At 76.7% G+C, this 22,716-nt stretch carries 12 protein-coding genes; all 12 read left to right on the top strand.

Annotated features, from left to right (window positions below):
* The first annotated feature begins 42 nt into the window (after positions 1-42).
* Positions 43-882, top strand: coding sequence for a PP2C family protein-serine/threonine phosphatase (locus NXY84_RS13985; protein WP_309484996.1), 840 nt, complete (start codon positions 43-45; stop codon positions 880-882).
* Positions 879-2,486 (top strand): FHA domain-containing protein, encoded by a 1,608-nt coding sequence (locus tag NXY84_RS13980; RefSeq protein WP_258723687.1) that lies wholly within the window; start codon positions 879-881, stop codon positions 2,484-2,486. The genes NXY84_RS13985 and NXY84_RS13980 overlap by 4 nt, the downstream gene beginning before the upstream one ends.
* Positions 2,483-4,159 carry a serine/threonine protein kinase gene (locus NXY84_RS13975; protein WP_258723686.1) on the top strand — a complete coding sequence of 559 codons (1,677 nt, stop codon included), beginning with the start codon at positions 2,483-2,485 and terminating at the stop codon, positions 4,157-4,159. The genes NXY84_RS13980 and NXY84_RS13975 overlap by 4 nt, the downstream gene beginning before the upstream one ends.
* Complete coding sequence (locus tag NXY84_RS13970) at positions 4,156-10,218, top strand: Ig-like domain-containing protein (RefSeq protein ID WP_258723685.1); 6,063 nt, start codon at positions 4,156-4,158, stop codon at positions 10,216-10,218. Before NXY84_RS13975 ends, NXY84_RS13970 begins: the two co-directional genes overlap by 4 nt.
* A 173-nt stretch (positions 10,219-10,391) precedes the next feature.
* Positions 10,392-11,348 carry an AAA family ATPase gene (locus NXY84_RS13965; RefSeq protein ID WP_258723684.1) on the top strand — a complete coding sequence of 319 codons (957 nt, stop codon included), beginning with the start codon at positions 10,392-10,394 and terminating at the stop codon, positions 11,346-11,348.
* A 2-nt stretch (positions 11,349-11,350) separates the two neighbouring features.
* A complete protein-coding gene (locus tag NXY84_RS13960) occupies positions 11,351-12,499 on the top strand; it encodes a DUF58 domain-containing protein (RefSeq protein ID WP_258723683.1) in 1,149 nt (382 codons plus the stop codon).
* Positions 12,499-14,898, top strand: a complete 2,400-nt coding sequence (locus NXY84_RS13955) for a transglutaminaseTgpA domain-containing protein (protein WP_258723682.1) — start codon at positions 12,499-12,501, stop codon at positions 14,896-14,898. Before NXY84_RS13960 ends, NXY84_RS13955 begins: the two co-directional genes overlap by 1 nt.
* On the top strand, positions 14,895-16,091 hold the full coding sequence (locus NXY84_RS13950) for an RDD family protein (RefSeq protein ID WP_258723681.1): 1,197 nt from the start codon (positions 14,895-14,897) through the stop codon (positions 16,089-16,091). Before NXY84_RS13955 ends, NXY84_RS13950 begins: the two co-directional genes overlap by 4 nt.
* Before the next feature lie 10 nt (positions 16,092-16,101).
* Positions 16,102-17,634: a PQQ-binding-like beta-propeller repeat protein gene (locus tag NXY84_RS13945; protein WP_258723680.1), complete on the top strand. Its 1,533-nt coding sequence runs from the start codon at positions 16,102-16,104 to the stop codon at positions 17,632-17,634.
* Between the two features lie 123 nt (positions 17,635-17,757).
* Entirely contained in the window at positions 17,758-19,287 is a 1,530-nt protein-coding gene (locus NXY84_RS13940) for a PQQ-binding-like beta-propeller repeat protein (protein ID WP_258723679.1), read from the top strand.
* A 9-nt stretch (positions 19,288-19,296) separates the two neighbouring features.
* Positions 19,297-20,769: a PQQ-binding-like beta-propeller repeat protein gene (locus NXY84_RS13935; protein WP_258723678.1), complete on the top strand. Its 1,473-nt coding sequence runs from the start codon at positions 19,297-19,299 to the stop codon at positions 20,767-20,769.
* Positions 20,770-20,929: 160 nt separating this feature from the next.
* Positions 20,930-22,672, top strand: a complete 1,743-nt coding sequence (gene leuA / locus NXY84_RS13930) for a 2-isopropylmalate synthase (RefSeq protein ID WP_258723677.1) — start codon at positions 20,930-20,932, stop codon at positions 22,670-22,672.
* Positions 22,673-22,716: the final 44 nt, after the last annotated feature.

The following is a 22,716-nucleotide window of genomic DNA, read 5'->3' as shown; positions in this document are numbered from 1 at the left end:
AGCATGTGGGTGCGGCTGCGGCGCGCCCGAGGAGCAGCGGGGGTGAGAGTGCGCACGTCGTGGGGTTCGGCGACCGACCGCGGTCTCGTGCGGTCCGTCAACGAGGACGCCCTGCTCGCGTACCCCCCGGTCTTCCTCGTCGCGGACGGCATGGGCGGCCACGACGCCGGTGACGTCGCCAGCAGGCTCGCGGTCGAGGAGTTCGCGCACCTCGCGGGGCGCACGGTCGCCTCCGCGGACGACGTCCACGCGTGCTTCACCCGCACCGCCGAGCGCATCCGGGACACGTTCGAGGGGCGTGCGGGCGGGACGACCGTTGCGGGCGTCGCCGTCGCGGAGCACGACGACGGCTCCTACTGGCTCGTGTTCAACGTGGGCGACTCGCGCGTGTACCGCGTGAGCGAGGGCGTCCTCGAGCAGATCAGCGTGGACCACTCGGTGGTCCAGGAGATGCTCGACTCGGGTGAGCTCAGCTCCTCGCAGGCCGGTACCCACCCCGAGCGGCACGTGCTCACGCGCGCCCTCGGCACCGGCCCGAGCCCGGAGCCCGACTACTGGCTGATCCCCGCGGGGCCCCACGACCGGGTCCTCGTGTGCTCGGACGGCCTGACCCGTGAGCTCGACGACGCCGCGATCGCGGGCATCCTCGCCGAGCACAGCGACCCGCAGCAGGCCGCGCAGCAGCTCGTGCAGCGCGCGGTCGAGGCCGGCGGCCACGACAACGTGAGCGCCGTCGTCGTCGACGTGGCGACCGCGGTGGGGGACGAGGACGTGCACGTGACCGTGCCGCGGGCGGGCGCGGAGCTCGCGCCGAGCGCGTGGGACGAGATGCTCGACGGTGCGACCGTGCCGCGAACCAGGACGACGGAGGTCCAGCCGTGATCGTGCCCGAGTACACCCCCGGAGACTGGCACGCGGTCGTCGCAGGCGGGGTCGTGGCGCTGCTCGCGCCGACCACGCCGCCCTCCGTGGTGCGGGCCGTGTGGGACGCCGTGCCCGCCGACGGCGGCCTCGCGGACCAGCTCGAGGTGCTGCTGACCGGCGGCATCGCGCGGCTCCAGCCGTTCGCGCTCGTCGACCTCACCGGCGGGCGGGTGCACGCCGCGCTGCGCGGCCCGGTCGAGGTCGAGGTCAGCGGGCCCGACGGGGCCTCCGTGCTCGCCGCGGGCGAGGTCACGACGTGGTCCGAGCGGGTCGCCGAGGGCGCCGACGTGGTGACCGTGCGCGTCGCCGGTGCCGGCGCGTGGACCGCCGTCGAGGCGCTGCCGGTCGTGAGCGGCGTCGTGCGCGCGTCCGCGGTGCGGGTCCCGCTCGCCGTGCGCGACGACGCGGCTGACGCCGAGGCTGCCCCGGCGTCCGTGCCGGTCGAGACGACGGGCGAGGCCGGTGCTGCGGCGGTGGCCGCCGGCGCGAGCGCGACCGACGGGACCGCGACGGGCACCGGCGTCGAGACCCCGGCGGCCGCACCGGTGCCGGACGACGCACCGGTGACGGCCGGCGCCGCGCCCCATGGTGCCGTCGACCTCGCGACGCCGGTCCACGCCGGGCCGGTGCAGGCCGAGCCGGTCCACGCCGAGCCGGTGCACGTCGAGCCGTCGGACGAGCCCGTCGCGGGCTCCCGGCCCGAGCCCTCGACGCACTCGGCCGAGCTGCCGCTCGCGTCGGGCGCCGCCGGGTCGCTGCCGAGCGCGACGTCGGTGCCGTCGGTGCCGGTGCTCCCCGTGCACGTCGCCGAGCTGCCCATGCCCGCGTTCCAGGCCGTCGACGCCCCGGCGCCCTCCCACGAGCAGCTCGACCCCGAGCCGGCCCGCGACCCGCAGGGCGACCTCGCCCGCACGTGGTCGACGCCGACGCCGGTCCTGCCCGCGAGCGAGCGTCCCGCCGAGCACGCCGTCGTGACCCCCGCGCTCGTCCCGGACGACGAGGACCTCGACGACGACGACACCTACGGCGCGGACGTCGTGGCCGCCGCGGAGGCCGTGCTCCAGGGCGAGGCCGCCGCGCAGACCGACCCCGACCTCGACGACGACCACGACGGGCTCACGATCCTGTCGAGCGACCTCGTCGCGATCCGCGACCAGCTGCCCTCGTGGGCCGGCGACGAGGTCCCCGGACCGTTCCGCGTCGTCGCGCCCGAGGTCGACCCGACCGCCAAGCTCGTGCTGTCGACGGGCCTCGTCGTCGCGCTCGACCGCTCGGTGCTGCTCGGCCGCGCCCCGCAGGTCTCCCGCGTCACGAACCGCGAGCTCCCGCGCCTCGTGACGGTCCCCAGCCCGCAGCAGGACATCTCGCGCACGCACGCCGAGGTCCGCGCCGAGGGCGACGACGTGCTCGTGACCGACCTCAACTCGACCAACGGCATCCTGGTGTCCCGGCCGGGCGAGCGTGCCCGGCGTCTGCACCCCGGCGAGGCGACGGTCGTCGCCGCCGGCGAGGTCGTCGACCTCGGGGACGGCGTGACGTTCACCGTGGAGCGGGGTGCGTGACCGCACGCCGCGTCGCCTCTGCCCCACCGAGGATCGCCGGGCACCGGTTCGTCCGGGTGCTCGGCCTCGGTGGGTTCGCTGACGTCTTCCTCTACGAGCAGGACATGCCGCGGCGCTCCGTCGCGGTCAAGGTGCTGCTCGCGGGCTCGCTCGACGACGACCTGCGCGCGCGGTTCCAGACCGAGGCCAACCTCATGGCCCAGCTCTCGCACCACCCGTCGATCGTCACGATCTTCCACGCGGACATCGCGCCCGACGGGCGCCCGTACCTCGTCATGGAGTACTGCTCCGGGCCGGCGCTCGCGGAGCGCTACCGCGTCGAGCGGATCTCCGTCGCGGAGGCGCTGCGTATCGGCGTGCGCCTCGGCTCGGCGGTCGAGACCGCGCACCGTGCCGGGATCCTGCACCGCGACATCAAGCCCGCGAACGTCCTGACCACCGACTTCGGGTGGCCCGCGCTGACCGACTTCGGCATCGCGGCGACCACCGGGGCCGGCGCCGGGGTGGCGATCGGGATGTCGATCCCGTGGTCGCCGCCCGAGCTGCTCGCCGAGCGGCCGACCGGCGACGCGCGCTCCGACGTGTACTCGCTCGCGGCGACCGTCTACTCGCTGCTCGCGGGCCGCACGCCGTTCGAGGTCCCCGGCGGCGCGAACGGTGCGGCCGACCTCGTGGGCCGCATCGAGCGCTCGCCCGTGCCCCCGACGGGCCGCCAGGACGTGCCCGCGACCCTGGACGCGGTGCTCGCGCGCGCGATGAGCCGCTCGCCCGCGGGCCGGCACCCGAGCGCGGTCGCGTTCGCGCGCTCGCTGCAGCAGGTCGAGGCCGAGCTCGGGTTCGCGGTGACCCCGCTGGACCTCACCGACGAGGCGCGCGTGCCGGCCGCGGGCGTCTCGCGGGACGCCGACGGGCCCGGCGAGGAGGACGGCGACGACCGGACGCGCCTGCGCCCCGTGGTCAGCATCGACCCGTCGGGTGCTCCGCCGGTCCGTCCCACCCGCCGCGCACTGCGCACGGCGGAGGACGACGGGACCCGCCTGCGACCCGTCACGAGCGTCTCGCCCGACGCCGTGCCCGCGGTGCCCCCCGCGACGGTCGCGCACCGGCTGCGCGCCGCCGCCGGCTCGCCCACGTCGACCCCGCCGTCGCCCGGCGCCGCGACGACCGGCCGGCGCGCGCTCGCCGACGAGCTCGGCACCGAGACGGCCGCGCGCGAGATCCTCATCCCGCAGCCCGACCCGGAGCCGGCCGGACGCGGTCGCCTCGTCGCGGGGCTGGTCTCCGGCGCCGTCGTGCTCGGGGCTCTCGTCGTGGTCGTCGCCCTGACGCTCGGCGACTCCGCGGCGCCGCCCGCCACCCAGGACCCGACCGGCTTCGAGCCGCCCGCGAGCGGCGTCGCGGCGGCGGTCCCGGCTCCCGCGGACCTCACCGGCGTGCGGCAGGCCGACGGGGCCGTGGTGTTCACCTGGACCAACCCGGAGCCCGTCGACGGCGACCACTATTTGTGGGGCGTGCGAGCCGCGACCGGCGAGCCCGTCCTCGAGCTCGTCGAGGAGCCGACCGTCACGGTGCCCGCTGCCGCGGCGACCGGGAGCCCCGTGTGCGTCGAGGTGTCGATCGTGCGGTCCGACGGCGGGGCGTCCGCGCGTTCCGCCGAGGGGTGCGCGCCATGAGGCTCGCCTCCGTGCGTCGGCGCACCGTCTCCGCCGCGGCCGTCGTGACCGTGCCCGTCGTCCTCGCGGTGCTCGCGCTCGTCAACCCCGGCTACCCGCTCGCGCGCGTCGACCTCAACGACGGCGGCGTGTGGCTCACCGCGACGAGCCAGCTCAAGCTCGGCCGTTTCAACACGCAGGTCGAGGAGCTCAACTCGGGCCTGGTCACGGCCGGCAACGAGTTCGACGTGCTCCAGGACGCGGGCGACGTGCTCCTCGTCGAGCCCGGCAGCGTCTCGGTGGTCGACCCGGCGAGCGTGACCCTCGTCGCGCAGGTGCCCGTCCCGGGCGGGGCGTCCGCATGGATGGGCGGCGGGACCGTCGCGGTCCTCGACTCCGGCGGCAACGCCTGGGTGCGCCCGTTCGAGACCCTCGACGCGCTGCGCGTCTCGTCCGACCAGCCGGACCTCGAGCTCGGGGACGGCGGCCGTGTCGTCGTGACCCGCGACGGGGTCGCGCTCGGGGTCGACGGCGCGACCGGCGACGTCACGCGCGTGCGGCTCGAGGCCGGCGCACCGGTCGTCGAGCCCGTCGGCTCGTTCGGGACGGGCGTCGAGACGCTCACCGCGGTCGGTGACGAGCCCGTGGGGCTCGACGGGTCGACCCTCGTGACCCTGCGCGGGGAGGTCGAGCTCGAGGGCGACGACCTCGTGCTGCAGCAGCCGGGGCCCGCCGCGGACGACGCGCTCGTCGCGAGCCGCACGGCGCTGCTGGAGGTCCCGCTCGGCGGCGGCGACCCGGTCGAGCGCCTCACCGGCGGCACGGGCCGTCCGGCCGCGCCCGTGCGCGTGCGGGACTGCGCGCACGCCGCGTGGGCGTCCGCGACGGGCAGCTACCTGCGCGTGTGCGACGGCGGCTCCCGGCCGCAGGTCGAGGACCTCGAGGACATGTCGTCGCAGGACGAGCTGACGTTCCGGGTCAACCGCGGGGCCGTCGTCCTGAACGACACGCTGCGCGGGCGCGTGTGGATGCCGCTCGAGGACACCGCGCTGCGCGAGCCCAACTGGGAGGACATCGTCCCCGAGGAGGAGCTCGAGGAGGAGCAGGAGGACGCCGAGGGCACCGAGACCACGCAGGACCTCGTCGCGGAGTGCGGTACGCAGTCCGCGCCGCCGACCGCCCAGGACGACGACTTCGGGGTCCGTCCGGGCCGCGCGACGATCCTGCCCGTCATCGACAACGACTCCTCGTCGGACTGCGGCATCCTCGCGGTGAGCGAGTTCGACCCGGTGCCCGAGGAGTTCGGGCGCCTCGAGGCGATCTACGGCGGGCGCTCGCTGCAGCTGACCGTCGCGCCCGACGCCACCGGGAGCGCGACGTTCACCTACACGATCACCGACGGGCGCGGGACGAGCGCACCCTCGACCGCGAGCGTGACGCTGACGGTGCGCGAGGACGGCGTGAACGACGCGCCGGTGCAGGTCCGGACGGGGTCGATGCGCGTCGAGCAGGGCGCCCAGGCCACCTACAACGCGCTCGCCGACTTCACGGACCCCGACGGCGACGACCTCGTGCTCGTCGGTGCGGCCTCCGACGGCGGCGGCGTGAGCTTCCGGCAGGACGGCTCCGTGACGTTCCGCGCGGAGGGCGGGGCCCTCGGGCGCACGCAGGTGCGTCTCACGGTGACCGACGGCGTCGAGACGGCCGAGGGCGTGCTCGAGGTCGATGTCCGCGCGGCCGGCTCCCTCGCGCCGCAGGTCGACCCGGTGCACGTCGTGACCTACGTCGACCTGCCCGCGCTCGTGCAGCCGCTCGCCGCGGTGCGCAGCTCGTCGGCCGAGCCCGTGCGGCTCGCGGGCGTCGAGGAGGTCGCGGGCCTGACCATCACGACCGACCTCGCGGCCGGCACGTTCACGGTGAGCGCCGCGCGGCCCGGGACGTACTACGTGCCGTTCGTGGTCGCCGCGCCGCCGCAGCAGGCGACCGGGCTCGCGCGCGTCGACGTGCGCGAGTGGCCGTCCGAGGTCCAGCCGCCGGTGGCCGTGCGCGACCGTGCGTACCTGCCCGCGGGAGGCGAGGTCACGGTCGACCCGCTCGCGAACGACACCGACCCGGCGGGCGGCGTGCTCGTCGTGCAGTCGGTCGAGGCTCCGGCGGACTCCGGGCTCCGTATCGCCGTGATCGGCCACCAGCTCGTGCAGATCTCGGCGACGCGCACGCTCGAGGCCCCGGTGTCCGTCCGGTACGTCGTCTCGAACGGCACGACGACCGCGACGAGCGAGATCGCGGTGCACCCCGTGCCGCCGTCCGCGACGAACCAGCCGCCCGTCGTGGAGAACGTCGAGGTCTCCGTGCGCACGGGCGGCGTCGTGACCGTGCCGGTGCTCGAGGACGCCTACGACCCCGACGGCGACCGCCTCACGCTCGTCCCCGAGCTCGCCGAGCCGCTCGGTGAGGGCCAGGGCCTGCTCTTCGTGTCGGGGGACGTGCTGCGCTACCAGGCGCCCGAGTCCGCGCTCACCGCGCACGCGACGTTCGCCGTCCGGGACGCCCTCGGCAACACGACCGCGGCGACGCTCACCGTGCGCGTGCACGAGTCGGACGCGACCACGAAGGCGCCGCCGCGCCCGCGCGACCTGACCGCCCGCGTCTTCGAGAGCGAGACGATCCGGATCCCCGTGCCGCTCGTCGGCATCGACGACGACGGCGACGGCGTCACGCTCCTCGGGGCCGCGCTCGCGCCGACCAAGGGCCGCATCGTCGACGTCGGGGCCGACTGGCTCGAGTACGAGGCGCTGCCGGGCGAGCTCGGGACGGACACCTTCACCTACGCGGTCGAGGACTGGGTCGGCCAGCGCGCGGTCGCGACGATCCGCGTCGGGATCAGCCCGCGGCCGACGACGACCGTGCCGGTCGTGGCCCGCGACGACGCCGTGCAGGTCCGCCCGGGCGAGCGCGTCGAGGTGCGCGTGCTCGCGAACGACGTCGACCCCAACGGCGGCGAGCTGAGCCTCGAGACCGAGCTCGAGACGGCCGAGGGGGTCGACGCGCGCGTCGAGGGCCGCCGGATCCTCGTGCAGGCGCCTGACGAGCCCGTGGTGCTGCAGATCGTCTACACCGCGACCAACATCCGCGGCGGGCGCGCGACCGCCGTGCTGACCGTGACGGTCGCGGGCGACGCGACGGTCCTGCCGCCGATCGCGCAGGACGTCGTCGTGCCCCCGATCGACACGATCGGCCGCGAGAGCGTCGAGGTCGACGTCCTCGAGGTCGCGCAGAACCCGAGCGGCCCGCTGAGCGACCTCGAGGTCTCGGTGCCCCGCTCGGCGTCCGAGGTCGCGACCGTGACGCCGCAGGGCAACGTGGTCGTGACGCTCGTCGACCACGCCCAGACGGTGCCCTACCTGCTGACCAACGTCTCCCCGCAGGCGGACCGGGTCTCGTCGTACGCGTTCATCACGGTCCCGGCCCTCGGGTTCTTCCCGCCGACGCCGCGGCCCAAGGCGCCCGAGCTCCGTGTCGCCTCGGGCGAGCCGCTCGAGATCCCGCTCGACGAGCAGGTGCAGGTCGCGCCCGGCCGCACCGCGAGCGTCGCCGACCCGGCGGCCGTGACCGCGACCAAGTCCGACGGCACGGCGCTCGTCAAGGACGCCACGACGCTGCGCTTCCAGTCGGCCGCGGGGTACGCCGGGCCGGCGTCGATCACGGTCCCGGTCACCGACCGGACGAGCGCCGGGGACGCGGACGGCCGGACGTCGGTCATCACGCTCTCGATCACGGTCTACGCGCTCGACGACCACCCGCCCATGTTCGAGCCGACGACGCTCGACATGGGCCCCGGCGAGGCGCCGCTCGCGGTGGACCTCCGGGCGCTCACGCGGGGCCCCGAGGGCGAGACGACCACGACGACGCCGTACACCTACCAGCTCACCTCGGCCGTCCCGGCGGGCTTCACCGCGACCCTCGAGGGCAGCACGCTGCGGGTCTCCGCGGCGCGCACGACCCCCAAGGGCACGCTCGGCTCGCTCGCGGTGAAGATCGGCTACGGCCGCTCGGGCTCGATGGACGCGCAGGTCGACCTCCGCGTGACCGCGAGCACGCGGTCGCTCGCCCGCGTGCTCGACCGCACGATCACGGACGGCGTGCAGGGCCGGGAGACGGTCGTGAACGTGCTCGAGGGCGCGTTCAACCCGTTCCCGGACGGTGAGCTCACGGTCGTGGGCGCGAGCGTCGAGACCCCGGTGGCGGGCACCGCGAGCGCGACGTCGAGCACCGTCTCGGTGCGTCCGGGCCCCGACTTCCAGGGCACCATGGTCACGCGCTTCCGGGTGCGCGACGCCACGGGTGACCCCGACCGCGAGGTCGAGGGCCGCATCACCGTCTCCGTGCGCGGCAAGCCCGAGGCGCCCCGCGCCCCGCGCGTCGTCGAGGTGCGCGACCGGACGGTCGTCCTCGCGTGGGACGCCCCCGGGGACCGCGGCGCGCCCATCACCGGCTACCGGGTCGTCGCCAACCCGGGCGGTGCCGTCCGGGCGTGCGCGAGCACGACGTGCACGATCGACAACCTCACCAACGACACCGAGTACACCTTCACGGTCGCGGCGCAGAACGCCGTCGACTGGTCCGACCCGAGCCCCGCGTCGGCGCCGGCCCGCCCGGACGCCGTGCCGGACCCGCCGGGCGCGCCCGTCGAGGTCGCGACCGGGGACCGCGAGCTCACGGTCCGCTGGGAGGCCCCGCGCAGCACCGGGTCGCCGATCACGAGCTACACGCTCGAGATCACCCCGGCGCCGGTGAACGGTCCCGCCTCGGTCACGACGTCGACGCTCACGCAGCGGTTCACCGGCCTGCAGAACGGCACGGCGTACACGGTGCGGGTGCGCGCGCAGAACCGGGCACCCGAGCCGAGCGGGTGGGGGCCGTCGTCGGCGACGATCGTCCCGGCGAAGGCGCCCGACGCGCCGGCGCCGACCGCGACCTCCGGCGAGACCGGCTGGTCGAGCGAGCCCGAGATCGTCGTGACGTGGGCGCCGCCCGCGAACAACGGGGACCCGGTGCGTGGCTACGAGGTCGCGGTCGACGGCGGTGCCCCGGTCGCGGTGGGCGGCGAGCTGGCGTACCGGATCCCCGGCGCCGAGCGGGGCCGTGTCTACTCGATCGGCGTGCGCGCGCTCAACAAGGCCGGCGCGTCGGCGTGGGGGACCGTCACCGCGGAGGTCTGGAGCGGTCCGCAGCCGCCCGGCGCGCCCGTGGCGACAGCCGTCGACGGTGGCTCGTGGGGCGATGCCTCGGTCCGGCTCACGTGGCAGCCACCGGCGAGCGCCGGCGGCCGGGGCTTCGTCATCACCGACTACGAGATCACCGGCGGCCCGGCGCCGATCTCGGTGGGCGGAGGCACCACGAGCCACACCGTGACGGGCCTGCCGGGCGGGTCGGGCTACTCGTTCGCCATCCGCGCACGGAGCTCGCGCGGCATCTGGAGCGAGGCGGTCTCGTTCCCGTCGGTCACCGTCCGGACCGTCCCGCAGACGCCGAACCTGTCCGTCGCGACGGGCGGGGTCGACCAGGTCACGGTGGCCGCCTCGGACGCGGCCGACGGCGGCACCGGGATCACGGCGCGCCGCTACCGCGTCAACGGCGGGGGATGGGTCAACGGCGCGCCGCCCGCCACGCTCACGCAGGAGGGAGAGGTCACCGTGCGCTACCAGGTGGCCAACGCCGTCGGCTGGAGCGCCGAGGCTGCCTCGACCGCCCGGGCCGGGGAGCCGAGCGCCCCGGGCGCGCCGCGGATCGACTCCGCGACGAGCCCGTCCGCGGAGAAGCTCGCGTTCCGCTGGAGCGCAGCCGAGCCCAACGGCCGCGACGTCCAGCAGTACGAGTGGGAGGTGCTCCGCGGGGGGAACCGCGTCGACCGCGACGCCAACGCGGCACTCCCCACCGAGCCGGTCGTGGTCGACGTGCCGGGTGGCGGGGACGTCGTCGTGCGGGTCCGCGCGCGCAACTCCGTCGGCTGGGGCGCGTGGTCCGAGCGAGCGGCCACCGTGACCGGTCCCGCACCCGCGGCCGGGGGCGGCGGATGACCCCCGACGCCCGCTACGGACCCGCCGAGCCCGCCCGCCCGCCGCAGCCGGCCCCCGAGCCGCCCTCGCCCCTCGCCAGCCCGACGACCCGCCCGACCGCCACGGCCACCGCCGCCCTGGCCGCGAGGGCCACCACGCCCGCCACGGCCACCACCAAGGAGACCCGAGCCCCGATGACCCCCGAACAGACGACGTGGTTCGCCGAGACCTTCGGCGCGCTCGTGGCCAACGTGGGCCGCGCCGTCCTCGGCAAGGAGCACGCCGTGCGCCTCGCGCTGACCGCGATGCTCTCCGACGGGCACCTGCTGCTCGAGGACGCCCCGGGCACCGGCAAGACGTCCCTCGCGAAGGCGATCGCGGCGACCGTCCAGGGTACGCACCACCGCATCCAGTTCACGCCCGACCTCCTGCCGAGCGACGTCACGGGCGTGACGATCTACGACCAGGGCACCGGGCGCTTCGAGTTCCACCCCGGCCCGGTCTTCACCTCGGTGCTCCTCGCGGACGAGATCAACCGCGCGTCGCCCAAGACGCAGTCCGCGCTGCTCGAGGTCATGGAGGAGGGGCAGGTCACCGTCGACGGCGTGACGCACCCGGTCGGGCGTCCCTTCATGGTCATCGCGACGCAGAACCCGATCGAGCAGGCCGGGACCTACCGGCTCCCCGAGGCCCAGCTCGACCGTTTCCTGATCAAGACCTCGCTCGGGTACCCGGACCGCGCGTCGACCGTGGAGATCCTCGCGGGCGCCAAGGACCGCACGACGGGCCTGCAGCCCAAGATCACGACCAAGGCCGTCGCCGACATGGCCGACCTCGCGGGCACCGTGCACATCGACGCCGCGGTGCTCGACTACGTCGCGCGCCTGCTCGAGGCCACGCGCGAGGACGCGCAGACCGCGCTCGGGGCGTCCGTGCGCGGCGGGCTCGCGCTCGTGCGCTGCTCGAAGGTCTGGGCCGCGTCCGACGGGCGCGGGTTCGTGGTGCCCGACGACATCAAGGCGCTCGCCGTGCCGATCCTCGCGCACCGCCTCGTGCTCGACACCGAGGCCGAGTTCGCAGGCGTGACCTCGGTGCAGGTCATCGAGCGGATCGTCGCGTCCACGCCACCTCCGGCGCAGCGGGCGGCCTGACGGTGGCCCTGCGCGTCTCCGGTGCCGGCTGGGCGGCCGCGGTCGCCGCGGTCGTCGGCCTCGTGCTGGGGCGGGTGCTCGGCTGGCTCGAGCTCGCCGTGGGTGGAGCCGCACTCGCGGGGCTCGTCGTGGTCGCGCTGCTCATGACGGTCGGGCGGGAGCGGTTCGCGGTCGAGCTCGACCTCGCGGACCGGCGCGTGCGCGTCGGCGAGCGCGCGGTCGGGCGGCTCGCGGTGCGCAACGTCGCCCGTCGGCGATCGCTCCCGGCGCGCATCGAGCTGCCCGTCGGTGCGGGTGCCGCCGACCTCGCGCTGCCCTCGCTGGGCCCGGGCGTCGAGCACGACGACATCTTCGCGATCCCGACGTCGCGGCGTGCGGTCGTCGTCGTCGGCCCGGTGCGCTCGGTGCGGGGCGACCCGCTGGGCCTCGCCCGGCGGCGCGTGCGCTGGACGGAGCCCGTCGAGCTCTACGTGCACCCCGAGCTCGTGTCGCTCGCGGGTGCGAGCGCGGGGCTCCTGCGCGACCTCGAGGGGCAGTCGACGCGGGACCTGTCCGACAGCGACCTGTCGTTCCACGCCCTGCGCGACTACGTCGCGGGCGACGACCGCCGCTACATCCACTGGCGCACGACCGCCCGCCGCGGCGCGCTCATGGTCAAGCAGTTCGAGGACACCCGGCGCACGCAGACCGCGCTCGCGCTCTCGACCGACCCGCGCGACTACGCCGACGACGACGAGTTCGAGCTCGCCGTCTCGACCGTCGCGTCGCTCGGCGTCCAGACGCTGCGCGAGGAGCGCGACCTCGCCGTGCTCGTCGGTGCGGGCCGCCTGCGCGTGGAGACCCCGCCGCTCCTGCTCGACGACTGCGCGGGCGTGCAGCTCACGATCGGCGGCACCGGGATGTCCGCGCTCGGGCGGCGCGTCGCGCGCGACGCCCCCGAGGCGTCCGTCGCGGTGCTCGTGACCGGCTCGGTCCCGTCCGCGGGCGACCTGCGCGCCGGCGCGCGGCACGTACCCGTGGGGACCCGCACGGTCGTCATGCGCTGCACGGCCGGCGAGGAGGTGCAGGTGCGCACGCAGGGGTCGCTGAGCCTCGCGACCCTGGGCACCCTCGACGACCTGCCGCGCGTCCTGCGCCGGGTGGTGAGCTGATGGCCGGTGCCGGGTCCCCGCCCCGGGCACCCCGCGGCGCCCCGCCCCGCGGAGGGTGGCCCGCGGTCGTCGACGTCGTGCTGCTCGTCGGCGCGCTCGCGGTCGCGCTCGTGCCGCTCGTGCCGGTCTACGGCGCGCGGGCGGCCGTCCCCGCGCTCGTGGGCGGGCTCCTGCTGGGCACCGCGATCGGCGTCGTCGGGGCGCTCCGGCGCTGGTCCGCGATCGTCGTGGTGGCGCTCGTCGTGCTCGCGTACTTCCTCGCGGGCGGTGCGCTCGCGGCCCCGAGCACGACCGTCGCCGGCGTCGTCCCGACCCTGCGCACGCTCACCGAGCTCGCAGTCGGCGCGACGGCGTCCTGGAAGCAGGTCCTCACGCTCCAGCCGCCGGTCGGGACCAGCGACGCGCTGCTCGCGGTGCCGTTCCTGCTCGCGCTCGTCGGGTCGGCGACGGCGACCGCGACCGCGCTGCGCGTGCGCGCCCCGGGCCGCGCGGCGCTGGCGGCCGTCGTCCCGGGCGTCGCGCTCGTCGGCGCCGTGCTGCTCGGGACGCGTCAGGTGGTCGCGCCCGTCGCGACCGGCCTCGGCCTCGCCGCGGTGCTCGTCGGGTGGGCCGCGTGGCGCGCGGGCGGGGTGCGGCCGCGCCGGTTCGTCGCGCTCGGCGTGCTGGTCGCCGTCGTCGCAGGGTGCGGCGCCCTCGGTGGGCCCCTCGTGACCGGCTCGACGCCGCGGTACGTGCTGCGCGACGAGCTCGTCCCGCCGTTCGACCCGCGGGCGTACCCGAGCCCGCTCTCGGGGTTCCGCAAGCTCGTCAAGGCCAAGGACGACCCGCTGTTCACGGTGAGCGGCCTGCCGGCCGGCGCGCGCGTGCGCCTCGCGACGATGGACCAGTTCGACGGCGTCGTGTGGAACGTCGCGGGTGACGGCTCCGCGCAGGGCTCGGGGGAGTTCCGGCGCGTCGGCGAGACCATCGAGACCACGACCCGCGGCGAGCGCGCCGAGGTCACCATCGAGGTCGAGACGCTCTCGGGCGTGTGGCTGCCGACCGTGGGCCAGGCGACCGCCGTGCGCTTCGAGGACCCGGTCGTCGCGGGCGACCTGCGCTACAACGACGCGACGGGCGCCGCCGTGCTGACCGGCGGGGTCGAGCGCGGCCTGCGGTACACGGTCGACGCCGTGGTGCCGCCGGTGCCCGACGACGCGACGGTCGGCGAGGCGCCGCCCGCGCCGGTCGTCGTCCCCGACGAGACCGGGGTGCCCGACGTGATCCGCGCGACCGCGGCGGACGTCGCCCGCGACGCCGGGTCGCCCGTGCAGATCGCGCGGAGCCTCGAGAAGGCGCTCGCCGAGGGAGGCTTCTTCAGCCACGGACTGACCGAGGCGGGGGACACGCCGTCGCTGTCCGGCCACGGCGCCGACCGGCTGACGACGCTGCTCGGCTCGGAGCTCATGGTCGGCGACGGCGAGCAGTACGCGTCGGCGATGGCCCTCATGGCCCGGGAGATGGGTCTGCCGTCGCGCGTCGTGCTGGGCTTCGTGCCCGGCGAGGAGGAGCGCGGCGCCGAGTCGATGACCGTCACGGGCGACGACGTCGAGGCGTGGGTCGAGGTGGCCTTCACGGGCCACGGCTGGGTCCCGTTCGACCCGACCCCGCCGCGCTCGCAGACGCCGCAGGAGGAGTCGACGACCAAGCCGTCCGACCCCGAGCCGCAGGTCGTCCAGCCGCCGCCCCCGCCGCCCGAGCCCGTCACCCCGCCCGAGGACGACACCGAGCAGCCGCAGGCCGAGGACCCGGACTCCGGCGACCAGGGCGGTCCGGTGTGGCTGCGCGTCGCGCGTGTGGCCGGTGTCGTCGCGATCCCGCTGGTCGTGCTGCTCGGCCCGCTCGTCCTCGTCCTCGTGCTCAAGGCCCGGCGCCGGCGCCGGCGCCGGGACCACCCGGACGCCGTGGTGCGTGTGGCCGGCGGCTGGGACGAGGTGCTCGACGCCGCGCGCGACCTGCGCCACCCGCCGTCGCCGCTCGCGACGCGGCGCGAGACCGCGGACGAGCTCACGCGCGCGCTGTCGGGGGTCGCGGGTGCGGGGGCCGCGTGGTCCGCGCAGCGGGCCGGCTCCGTCGTGGGCCGGCTGGCGGCCGAGGCGGACGCCGCGGTGTTCGGTCCCGGCGCGCCGACCCTCGCCGAGGCGGCCGCGTACTGGCGGCGGGTCGAGCAGGCGGTCACCGAGATGCACGGCGCGCTGCCGTGGGGCCGCCGCGTGCGGGCCCGGGTGTCGCTCGCGTCGCTGCGTCGCTCCCGGCGGGTGCCGCGCGCCGGCGGACCGCCCGGACGGCCGCTGCGCCGCGTCCGGCGGCGCGCGACCCCGGACACCCCGTCGACCCACGAGCAAGGACCCCGCTCATGAGCCACCCCGCACCGGCGTCGCTCGGACGTCGCGCCGCCGCGTTCCTGCTCGACCAGGCCGTGGCCCTCGTGCTGGGCGGCGGCGTGGTCCTCGCCGTCGCGCTCCGGACGGCGCGGGACCTCGGGTCCGGCCCGGCGGCGACGCCGACCTCCCCGGGCGTCCTGATCGGCGCGTGGGCCCTGCTGCTCGTGCAGGCGCTCGTGCAGTGGTGGACCCACGGGACCCTCGGGTGGACGCTCGGTCGGCGCGTGCTGCACCTGCGCACGGTCGACGCCCGCACCGGGCGTCCGCTGGGCCTCACGCGCGTGCTGCTGCGCAGCCTCGTCGTCGCCGCCGGCTCCGTCGTGCTCGTCGGCTCGCTCGTCGTGCTCGCGTCCCCGCTGCTCGACCGCACGGGCCGCAACCGGGGCTGGCACGACCGTGTCGCCGGCGGCGAGGTCGTCGACCTGCGCACGGTCGAGGTCCCGCTCACCGGACGACGCGACGGCGCGCGCGGGTCGCGCGTGCGCACCGGCGGCCCGGTGCGCCCGCACCTGGTGACGCCCCGGTCGACGCCCCACGAGGACTGGTCGCCGGTCGCCGCGGCCGAGACCGCGGAGGCCGTCCGCACCGCCGACCCGCAGGACGTGGGGAGCCGCCGGCTGGGTGCGCTGCTCGCCGAGCGCCGCGGCGCCGGACCGTCGCTCGTGCTGCCGCCGCTCGGCGAGCCCGGCGTCGCGCCCGACGTCGACACGCGCGCGATCCCGATGCTGCGGCCCGCGGTGTTCGCGCTCGACCCCGCGCTCGAGGAGACCCGGCGCTCGCCCCTGCGCGCCGACGAGCGCCCGGCCCCGCCCGAGCCGCTCGACCCGCGGGCCGTCGCGCTCGAGCTGAGCGACGGGCGGACCGTGACGGTCGACGGCACCGTGCTCGTCGGCCGCAACCCCGTCGGGACCGGCGCCGAGCAGCTCGTGCGGGTCGTCGACCCGGGCCGCTCGGTGTCCAAGACGCACCTGCAGCTCGGCGTCGACGACCGCGGCCTGTGGGTCGCCGACCGCGGCTCGACGAACGGGACCCTCGTGACGCTCGCCGACGGCCAGCAGATCGTGTGCGGGGTCGAGCAGCGGGTGCGCGTCCCGCTCGGGTCGACGGTGTCGTTCGGCGACTGCGGGCTGCGCGTGGTCCCCCCGCCGGTGGAGCGCCGGCTGGCCTAGAGTCGGCCTCATGGCGCCCGTGCGGCCCGCTGCGAGGATGCAGCCCGTCGAGATCCTCGAGGAGGACCTCCCGGACACGGGCGCGCGGCGACGGCACCCGCAGCCACCCACGGAGGTCCGGCCCCCGGACGACGTGCTCGTCGCAGACGACGGCGCGGGGGCCGCCCCGCCGCCCGCACCGGACGTGCGGCACCTCCTGCGCCGCTGGTGGCCCGTGCCTGTCGCCCTCGTCGTCGCGGTGGCCGCGGTCGGCGCGGTGGGGACGCAGCGGGACCGCGAGCGCGCGGAACGCCTCGCGGCGGTGCCCGGCGTGGTGCGTCCGCTCGACGGGCCGCCCGAGGTGCTGTGGACCGCGCCTGCGGCGCCCGGGGACCAGCTCCTCGTCGCGCGCGGGCTGCTCGTCGTGGTGCAGCCCCGCACGGACGCCTGGCACGCGACCGCGCACGACGTGCGCACCGGTGAGGCGCGATGGACGGCCGACGTGGCGCCGGCGGCCGGGGCGGCGATGGAGTCGGGACCGGTGCGCTGCCCCGACCCGGGCGTCGACGTCGGCGCCGTGGTGGTCTGCCTCGCGACCGACCCGGACCCGCTGTACGCCGACGACCCGGACGGCACGGTCGCCTCCGGTGACGTCGCGGCGTTCTCGGAGGTCGAGGTCGCCCTGCCCGAGACCCGGGTCGTCGCCCTGTCCGCGCGGGACGGGTCCGCGCTCGGGACGTGGACCCTGCTCGGTGAGCTGGTGGCGGCCGGGCGGGTGGGGGACGACGTCGTCGTCGTGTCGGTCGACGGCGACGAGCACGTCGTCGCCGCCCGGCGGGACGGCGCGACCGGAGCGGTCCGGTGGGGGTGGCGCAGCCCCGTGCCGATCCGCGGGACGAGCGTGCGGGCGCTCACGTCCGTCGAGGTCACGCGCGGGCTCGTCGTGGTCGCCGGGTCTGCGACCCGCGTGCTCGACGTCGCCGACGGCACGGAGCTGACGGCCGCACCCGACTTCAGCTTCCTGCGCGTCGTGCCCCTGCGTGCGGGCTTCGGGACGTGGTCGCCGGCCCAGGGCGGAGCGGTGCACGCCACGGCGGGGGCCGTCACGGCGGACGTGCCCGGGCTCCCGGCGCCGCTCGCCGTCGACGACGGGTCCGAGCCCGGGCTCGTCGTGCTCGACGCGGGCCACGCGGTGGTGGGCTACGACGCCGCGACGGGCGAGGAGCGGTGGCGTGCGACCACGGCGCTCGACCCCGAGATCGTCGTCGACCACCGCCTCGTCGTCGCGGGCGCGAGCCGCTACGGGGTCGTGGACGCGCGCACCGGGGCGGAGGTGTGGGACGAGGAGCTCGGCGCGCCGCTGCCGTGGCCGCCCCTGACGGACGGCGCCCTGGTGCTGGGCCCGGGGCTCGGCCCGGGCGGGTCGACGCACCTCGTCGGGCGCGGGGTGCCGGACGGCGTGCGGTACTGGTCGGTCCCCGTCCCGCCGGAGACGCGCCACGTGCGCGCCGTCGCGGGGCACCTCGTGCTGACGACCGGGGACGAGCACCGTGCGCTGGGCTGAGCCGGGGCGCCGGGCCGCGCAGGTGCGCCGGGCTGCGCACGTCTGCCGGGCTGGGCGCGTCCGCCGCGCCGAGCGCCGGGCGGCCGCGTGGTGAGGCGGCCGTCGCGCGGCGGGCGCCGGTCGATGCACGAGGTCGAGCTCGTCGAGTCGTCCCCGGGCGCCCGGCGGGACGACGCCGCGGGTGCGCGCACGAGCGCCGACCGCGCCGGTGCCGACGACGGCGGCCGCCCGGGTGTCGACCACGCCGGTGGCGACCCCGCGGGTGGCGACCGCACCGCGCACGCCGCCGGCGCGCCGGGCCGGCCGCGCGACGGCGCACGCCCGGGCACGGCGTTCGTGCGGCGTCATCGCGTCCGCCTCGTCGCCGCCGGGCTCGTCGTGGCCGCGGCGCTCGCGGTCGGGACCGTCCGGGACGCCCGCGCCGACCGTGCCCGCGCCGCGGAGCTCGCGGTCGCCCCCGCGGTGCTCGACGCGACCGGGTCCGCCGACGGAGCGGGGTTGGAGCGGTGGCGCCGTCCGGCGCTCGACGGCCTCGTCGCCGGTGACGGTCTGGTCGCCACCGCGGGCGTGACCGGGGCGGGCGTCGGAGGCGTGGCCGCCTACGACGCGACGACCGGCGCAGCGCTGTGGGACGCGGAGGTCGACTCCGTCGGCCCGCAGGGCGAGCTGACGTGCGTGCTGACGGCCGGCGCCGGCCGGGAGGTCGCGGGCGACGACGGTACGGCGACGGCCGGGGACGCGGCCGGCGGCCGGGGTGCGCCCGGCGAGGGGTCGAGCGTGGCGTGCGTCGCCGTGCCGGCGGTCGGCAAGGAGGCGTGGGGCGGCCTCGGGCGGCGGGGCGACGTGCGGGTCGTCGTGCTCGACGCCGCGACGGGCACGCTCGTGCGCGACGACCCGGCGGACCGCAGCGACGTCGGGCTGACCGCCCTCGGGCCCGACCTCGTGCTCACGCGCACCGTGCCCGGCGGTGGCGTGCGCGTGACGCGCGAGGTGGCCCGGACCGGCGCCGACGTGTGGACGGCCGACGTCGACGCCCGCGCGCCCGACGCGCGCGGGCCGCAGCCGGCCGTGACCCGCGTCGAGCGCGGGCTGCTCGTCGTCGACGGGGGAGCGGTCCGCGTGCTCGACGGGGACGGCGACCCGGTCGGCACCTGGCCGGCGGGTGTCGCCCGGCCGGACGTGCCGGTCGCGCTCACGGGGGACGACGGGTCGGTGCCGGACCTCGGGCTCGTGGCCCGGCCCGCCGGAGACGGCGTGGACCTGCGCGCGGCCGCCGGCACGGCACGGTGGTCGGCCGGGACCGCCGCCGACTCGGCGCTCGTGGTCCAGGGCCGCGTGGTCACGTCCGACGCCACCGGCACGCTGACCGCCCGCGACGCCGGCTCCGGCGGGGTCCTGTGGTCGGCGGACGCGACGAGGTGGACCGGCGTGCGCGCGTCCACCGCCCTCGGCGCCGTGCAGACCGACGGCGAGCACCTCCTCGTGCCGCTCCTGCTCGCCGACGGCTCGCCGGTGCTCGTCGCGGTCGGCGCGGTCGACGGCCGCGCAGCGTGGACCGCGCCGCTGCCGCCCGACGTCCGCTCGGTCGAGCGGTCCGGCCGCCGGCTGCTCGGGCGCACCGCCACAGAGGTCGTCGCGCTCGGTCAGGACTAGCGTGCAGGGATGGCCCCGCACGCGGAGCGGCCGTCGATGCAGGACGTCGTCCTCGACGAGGACGACGCGCCGGCGCTCGCGCCCGCGCCGGACCTGCGCTCCACCGGGGCCGCGCTCGTCGGCTGGAGCCGGGGTCACGTGGTGCGGGCCTGCGCGGCGACGACCGCTCTGGTGGCCCTCGCGCTGACCGTGCTCGTCGGGCTCCCGCGCTGGTCGCTCGCGCACGAGCGGCGGGTCCTGACCGCACCCGTCGAGCTCGCGGGCGCGGTCCGCCCGCTCGACAGCCCGCCGGCCGTCGCCTGGACGACGCGCGGGCCGTGGTCGCCCCGCACCGTGCTCGCGGGAGACACCGTCGTGGTCTACGCGGCCGACGTGGACGACGGCACGGCCGAGGGGCTCGACCTCGTGACGGGTGCCGTGCGCTGGCGCACCACGCTCCCGGGCGGCCCCCTCGGCACGCTGCGCCGCTGCCTCGCGGTCGACCCCGCGCCCGGCGAGCCGGCAGCGGTCGTGTGCCTGACCGAGCCCGAGCGGTCCGCGGTCCGCACGGAGCCGGTCGCCGGGCCGGTCGTCGTGCTCGACGCGCTCGACGGCCGGGTCGTCGCCCGGCGTGACGCCCGCGGCACCGTCGCCGGTGCCGTCGTCGTGGGGCGCGACCTCGTGCTGCCGCTCGCGGACGAGTCGGGGGTCGCGGTCGAGCGCAGCGACGCCCGGACCGGGACCCCGGTGTGGCGCACGCAGGTGCTCGACCCGCCGGTCACGGTGCCGCCCCAGCGCGTCGTCCTGCGCGAGGGGGACGGCGCGCTGCTGGTCGCGACCGGGGGCACGTCGCTCGTGCTCGAGGAGGCCACCGGACGGGCGGTGCAGGTCGTGGACCGCGGCAACCGCCCGCGCGACCACGTGGGGCTCCTGCGCGACGGCTCCGTGCTCGTCGGCGCGTACGGCACGGCCGGCTCGGCGCTCATGATCCGCACGACCGTCTACGACCCCGGCGGCGCCGAGCGCTTCACCACGCGCGGCACGCTGAGCGAGCCCCGGGTCTCCGACCGGCCCGAGGAGCGGCTCTACGCGTGGAGCTCGCTGCCCGGCAGCCCGTTCGGCGGCCGGGTCAGGGCAGTCTCCCGGCTCACCGGGCAGGAGCTGTGGCAGTCGCCCGGGCCGTCCGCCGGCGTGCTGCTCGAGCTCGACGGCGTCGCGGTCCTGCACGGGGCGGGCTTCGAGGTGGGCGTGGACGCGCGGCGCGGCGAGCAGCTGTGGCGACGGCAGGTCACGCTCACGTCGTCGGACCAGCCGTTCACCGACGGCACGCACGTCATCGTCGCGCGCGTCGAGCCGGGGCGCGGGACGGTGCTCGAGGCGCTGGGCGTCCGGGACGGCAGGACCGCCTGGGAGGTGCTGCTGCCGCCCGGCGTGACCCGCGTCGAGCAGCTCGGGACGCACCTCGTCGGGATCGGTCCGCGGCTCGTGGTCGCGCTGCGGTGACAGCGGCTGACCCCGCTGCACGCGCCGGGGTACAGTGACGGCATGCTCTCGCGTGCGCTCCTCCTCCTTCGTCGCCGCGGCGAGGCCTTCTAGGCCGGAACCTCGCCGCGGTGTTCGGTGTGCCGGCTGCTACCCACCGACCCGAGCGAAGGACCCCCCGATGAGCTTCCTGAACGCCCCCCAGCAGCCCTCCGGCATGCCGGTGCACCGCTACCGCCCGTTCCACGAGCAGATCCGTGTCGACCTCCCGGACCGCACGTGGCCGGACCGCCGCATCGAGAAGGCCCCGCGCTGGTGCGCGGTCGACCTGCGCGACGGCAACCAGGCCCTGATCGAGCCGATGAACCCGCAGCGCAAGCTGGAGATGTTCGAGCTGCTCGTGCACATGGGCTTCAAGGAGATCGAGGTCGGCTTCCCGTCGGCGTCGCAGACCGACTTCGACTTCGTGCGGATGCTCATCGAGGAGGACCGCATCCCCGACGACGTCGTGATCCAGGTCCTCACGCAGGCGCGCGAGCACCTGATCGAGCGCACGTACGAGGCGATCGCCGGCGCCAAGCAGGCGATCGTGCACCTGTACAACTCGACGTCGGTGCTGCAGCGGGAGGTCGTGTTCCGCTCGGACGAGGACGGCATCGTCGACATCGCCGTCTCGGGTGCGCGCCTGTGCAAGAAGTACGAGGAGCTCGTCCCGGACACCGAGGTGTTCTACGAGTACAGCCCCGAGTCGTACACCGGCACCGAGCTCGAGTTCGCGGTGCGGATCTGCAACGCCGTGCTGGACGTGTTCGAGCCGACCCCCGAGCGCAAGGTCATCATCAACCTGCCCGCGACCGTCGAGATGGCGACCCCGAACGTCTACGCCGACTCGATCGAGTGGATGGGGCGGCACCTGCGCCACCGCGAGAATGTGGTGCTGTCGCTGCACCCGCACAACGACCGGGGCACGGGCGTCGCGGCGGCCGAGCTGGGCTACCTCGCCGGCGCCGACCGCATCGAGGGCTGCCTGTTCGGCAACGGCGAGCGCACCGGCAACGTCTGCCTGGTCACGCTCGGCCTGAACCTGTTCAGCCAGGGGGTCGACCCCGAGATCGACCTGTCGGACATCGACCACGTCCGCCGCACCGTCGAGCACTGCAACCAGCTGCCCGTCGCCGAGCGGCACCCGTACGGCGGCGACCTGGTGTTCACCGCGTTCTCCGGCTCGCACCAGGACGCGATCAAGAAGGGCCTGGACGCGATGGCGGTCACCGCCGAGCGCGGGGGCCGCGGGGTCGACGACCTCGTGTGGGCCGTCCCGTACCTGCCGATCGACCCGAAGGACGTCGGCCGCTCCTACGACGCGATCATCCGCGTGAACTCCCAGTCCGGGAAGGGCGGCATCTCCTACCTGATGAAGTCCGAGCGCGACCTGGACCTGCCGCGCCGGCTGCAGATCGAGTTCTCGCACGTCGTGCAGGCGTACACCGACGAGCACGGCTCCGAGGTCACGGCCGACGAGCTGTGGCGCATCTTCAACGACGAGTACCTGCCGGTCGAGCCCGGCGGCGAGCTCGCGCCGTGGGGCCGGTTCGCGCTGCGCGGGATCCGCACGGTCGGCGGCGGCGACGGGCCCGACACGCTGTCGGTCGACCTCGCGGACCGCGGCGAGGTCCGCACGCTCGAGGGCTCGGGCAACGGTCCGATCGCGGCGTTCGTGGCGGCGCTGCGCTCGATCGACGTCGACGTCGCGGTGCTCGACTACGCCGAGCACGCGCTCTCGGGCGGCGGCGACGCGACCGCCGCGGCGTACGTCGAGTGCGCAGTCGACGGGCAGACGCTGTGGGGCGTCGGGATCGACCCGTCGATCACGACGGCGTCCCTCAAGGCGATCGTCTCGGCCGTCAACCGCCGGCAGCGCTGAGCACCGGGCGACCTGCGGTGCCGGCGCCCTCGCACGCGTGCGGG

The organism is Cellulomonas sp. NS3, assembly GCF_024757985.1.
Taxonomy (GTDB): Bacteria; Actinomycetota; Actinomycetes; order Actinomycetales; family Cellulomonadaceae; genus Cellulomonas_A.
Note: the sequence above shows the minus strand (reverse complement) of the source record. Positions and strands in the feature narration are given on the sequence as shown.

Bases quoted from the DNA above. Each gene is read 5' to 3' on its own strand.
- NXY84_RS13955 (WP_258723682.1), top strand. From the start codon at position 12,499: ATGGCCGGTGCCGGGTCCCCGCCCCGGGCACCCCGCGGCGCCCCGCCC.
- NXY84_RS13965 (WP_258723684.1), top strand. From the start codon at position 10,392: ATGACCCCCGAACAGACGACGTGGTTCGCCGAGACCTTCGGCGCGCTC.
- NXY84_RS13940 (WP_258723679.1), top strand. From the start codon at position 17,758: ATGCACGAGGTCGAGCTCGTCGAGTCGTCCCCGGGCGCCCGGCGGGAC.
- NXY84_RS13945 (WP_258723680.1), top strand. From the start codon at position 16,102: ATGGCGCCCGTGCGGCCCGCTGCGAGGATGCAGCCCGTCGAGATCCTC.
- NXY84_RS13970 (WP_258723685.1), top strand. From the start codon at position 4,156: ATGAGGCTCGCCTCCGTGCGTCGGCGCACCGTCTCCGCCGCGGCCGTC.
- NXY84_RS13935 (WP_258723678.1), top strand. From the start codon at position 19,297: ATGGCCCCGCACGCGGAGCGGCCGTCGATGCAGGACGTCGTCCTCGAC.
- leuA (WP_258723677.1), top strand. From the start codon at position 20,930: ATGAGCTTCCTGAACGCCCCCCAGCAGCCCTCCGGCATGCCGGTGCAC.
- NXY84_RS13950 (WP_258723681.1), top strand. From the start codon at position 14,895: ATGAGCCACCCCGCACCGGCGTCGCTCGGACGTCGCGCCGCCGCGTTC.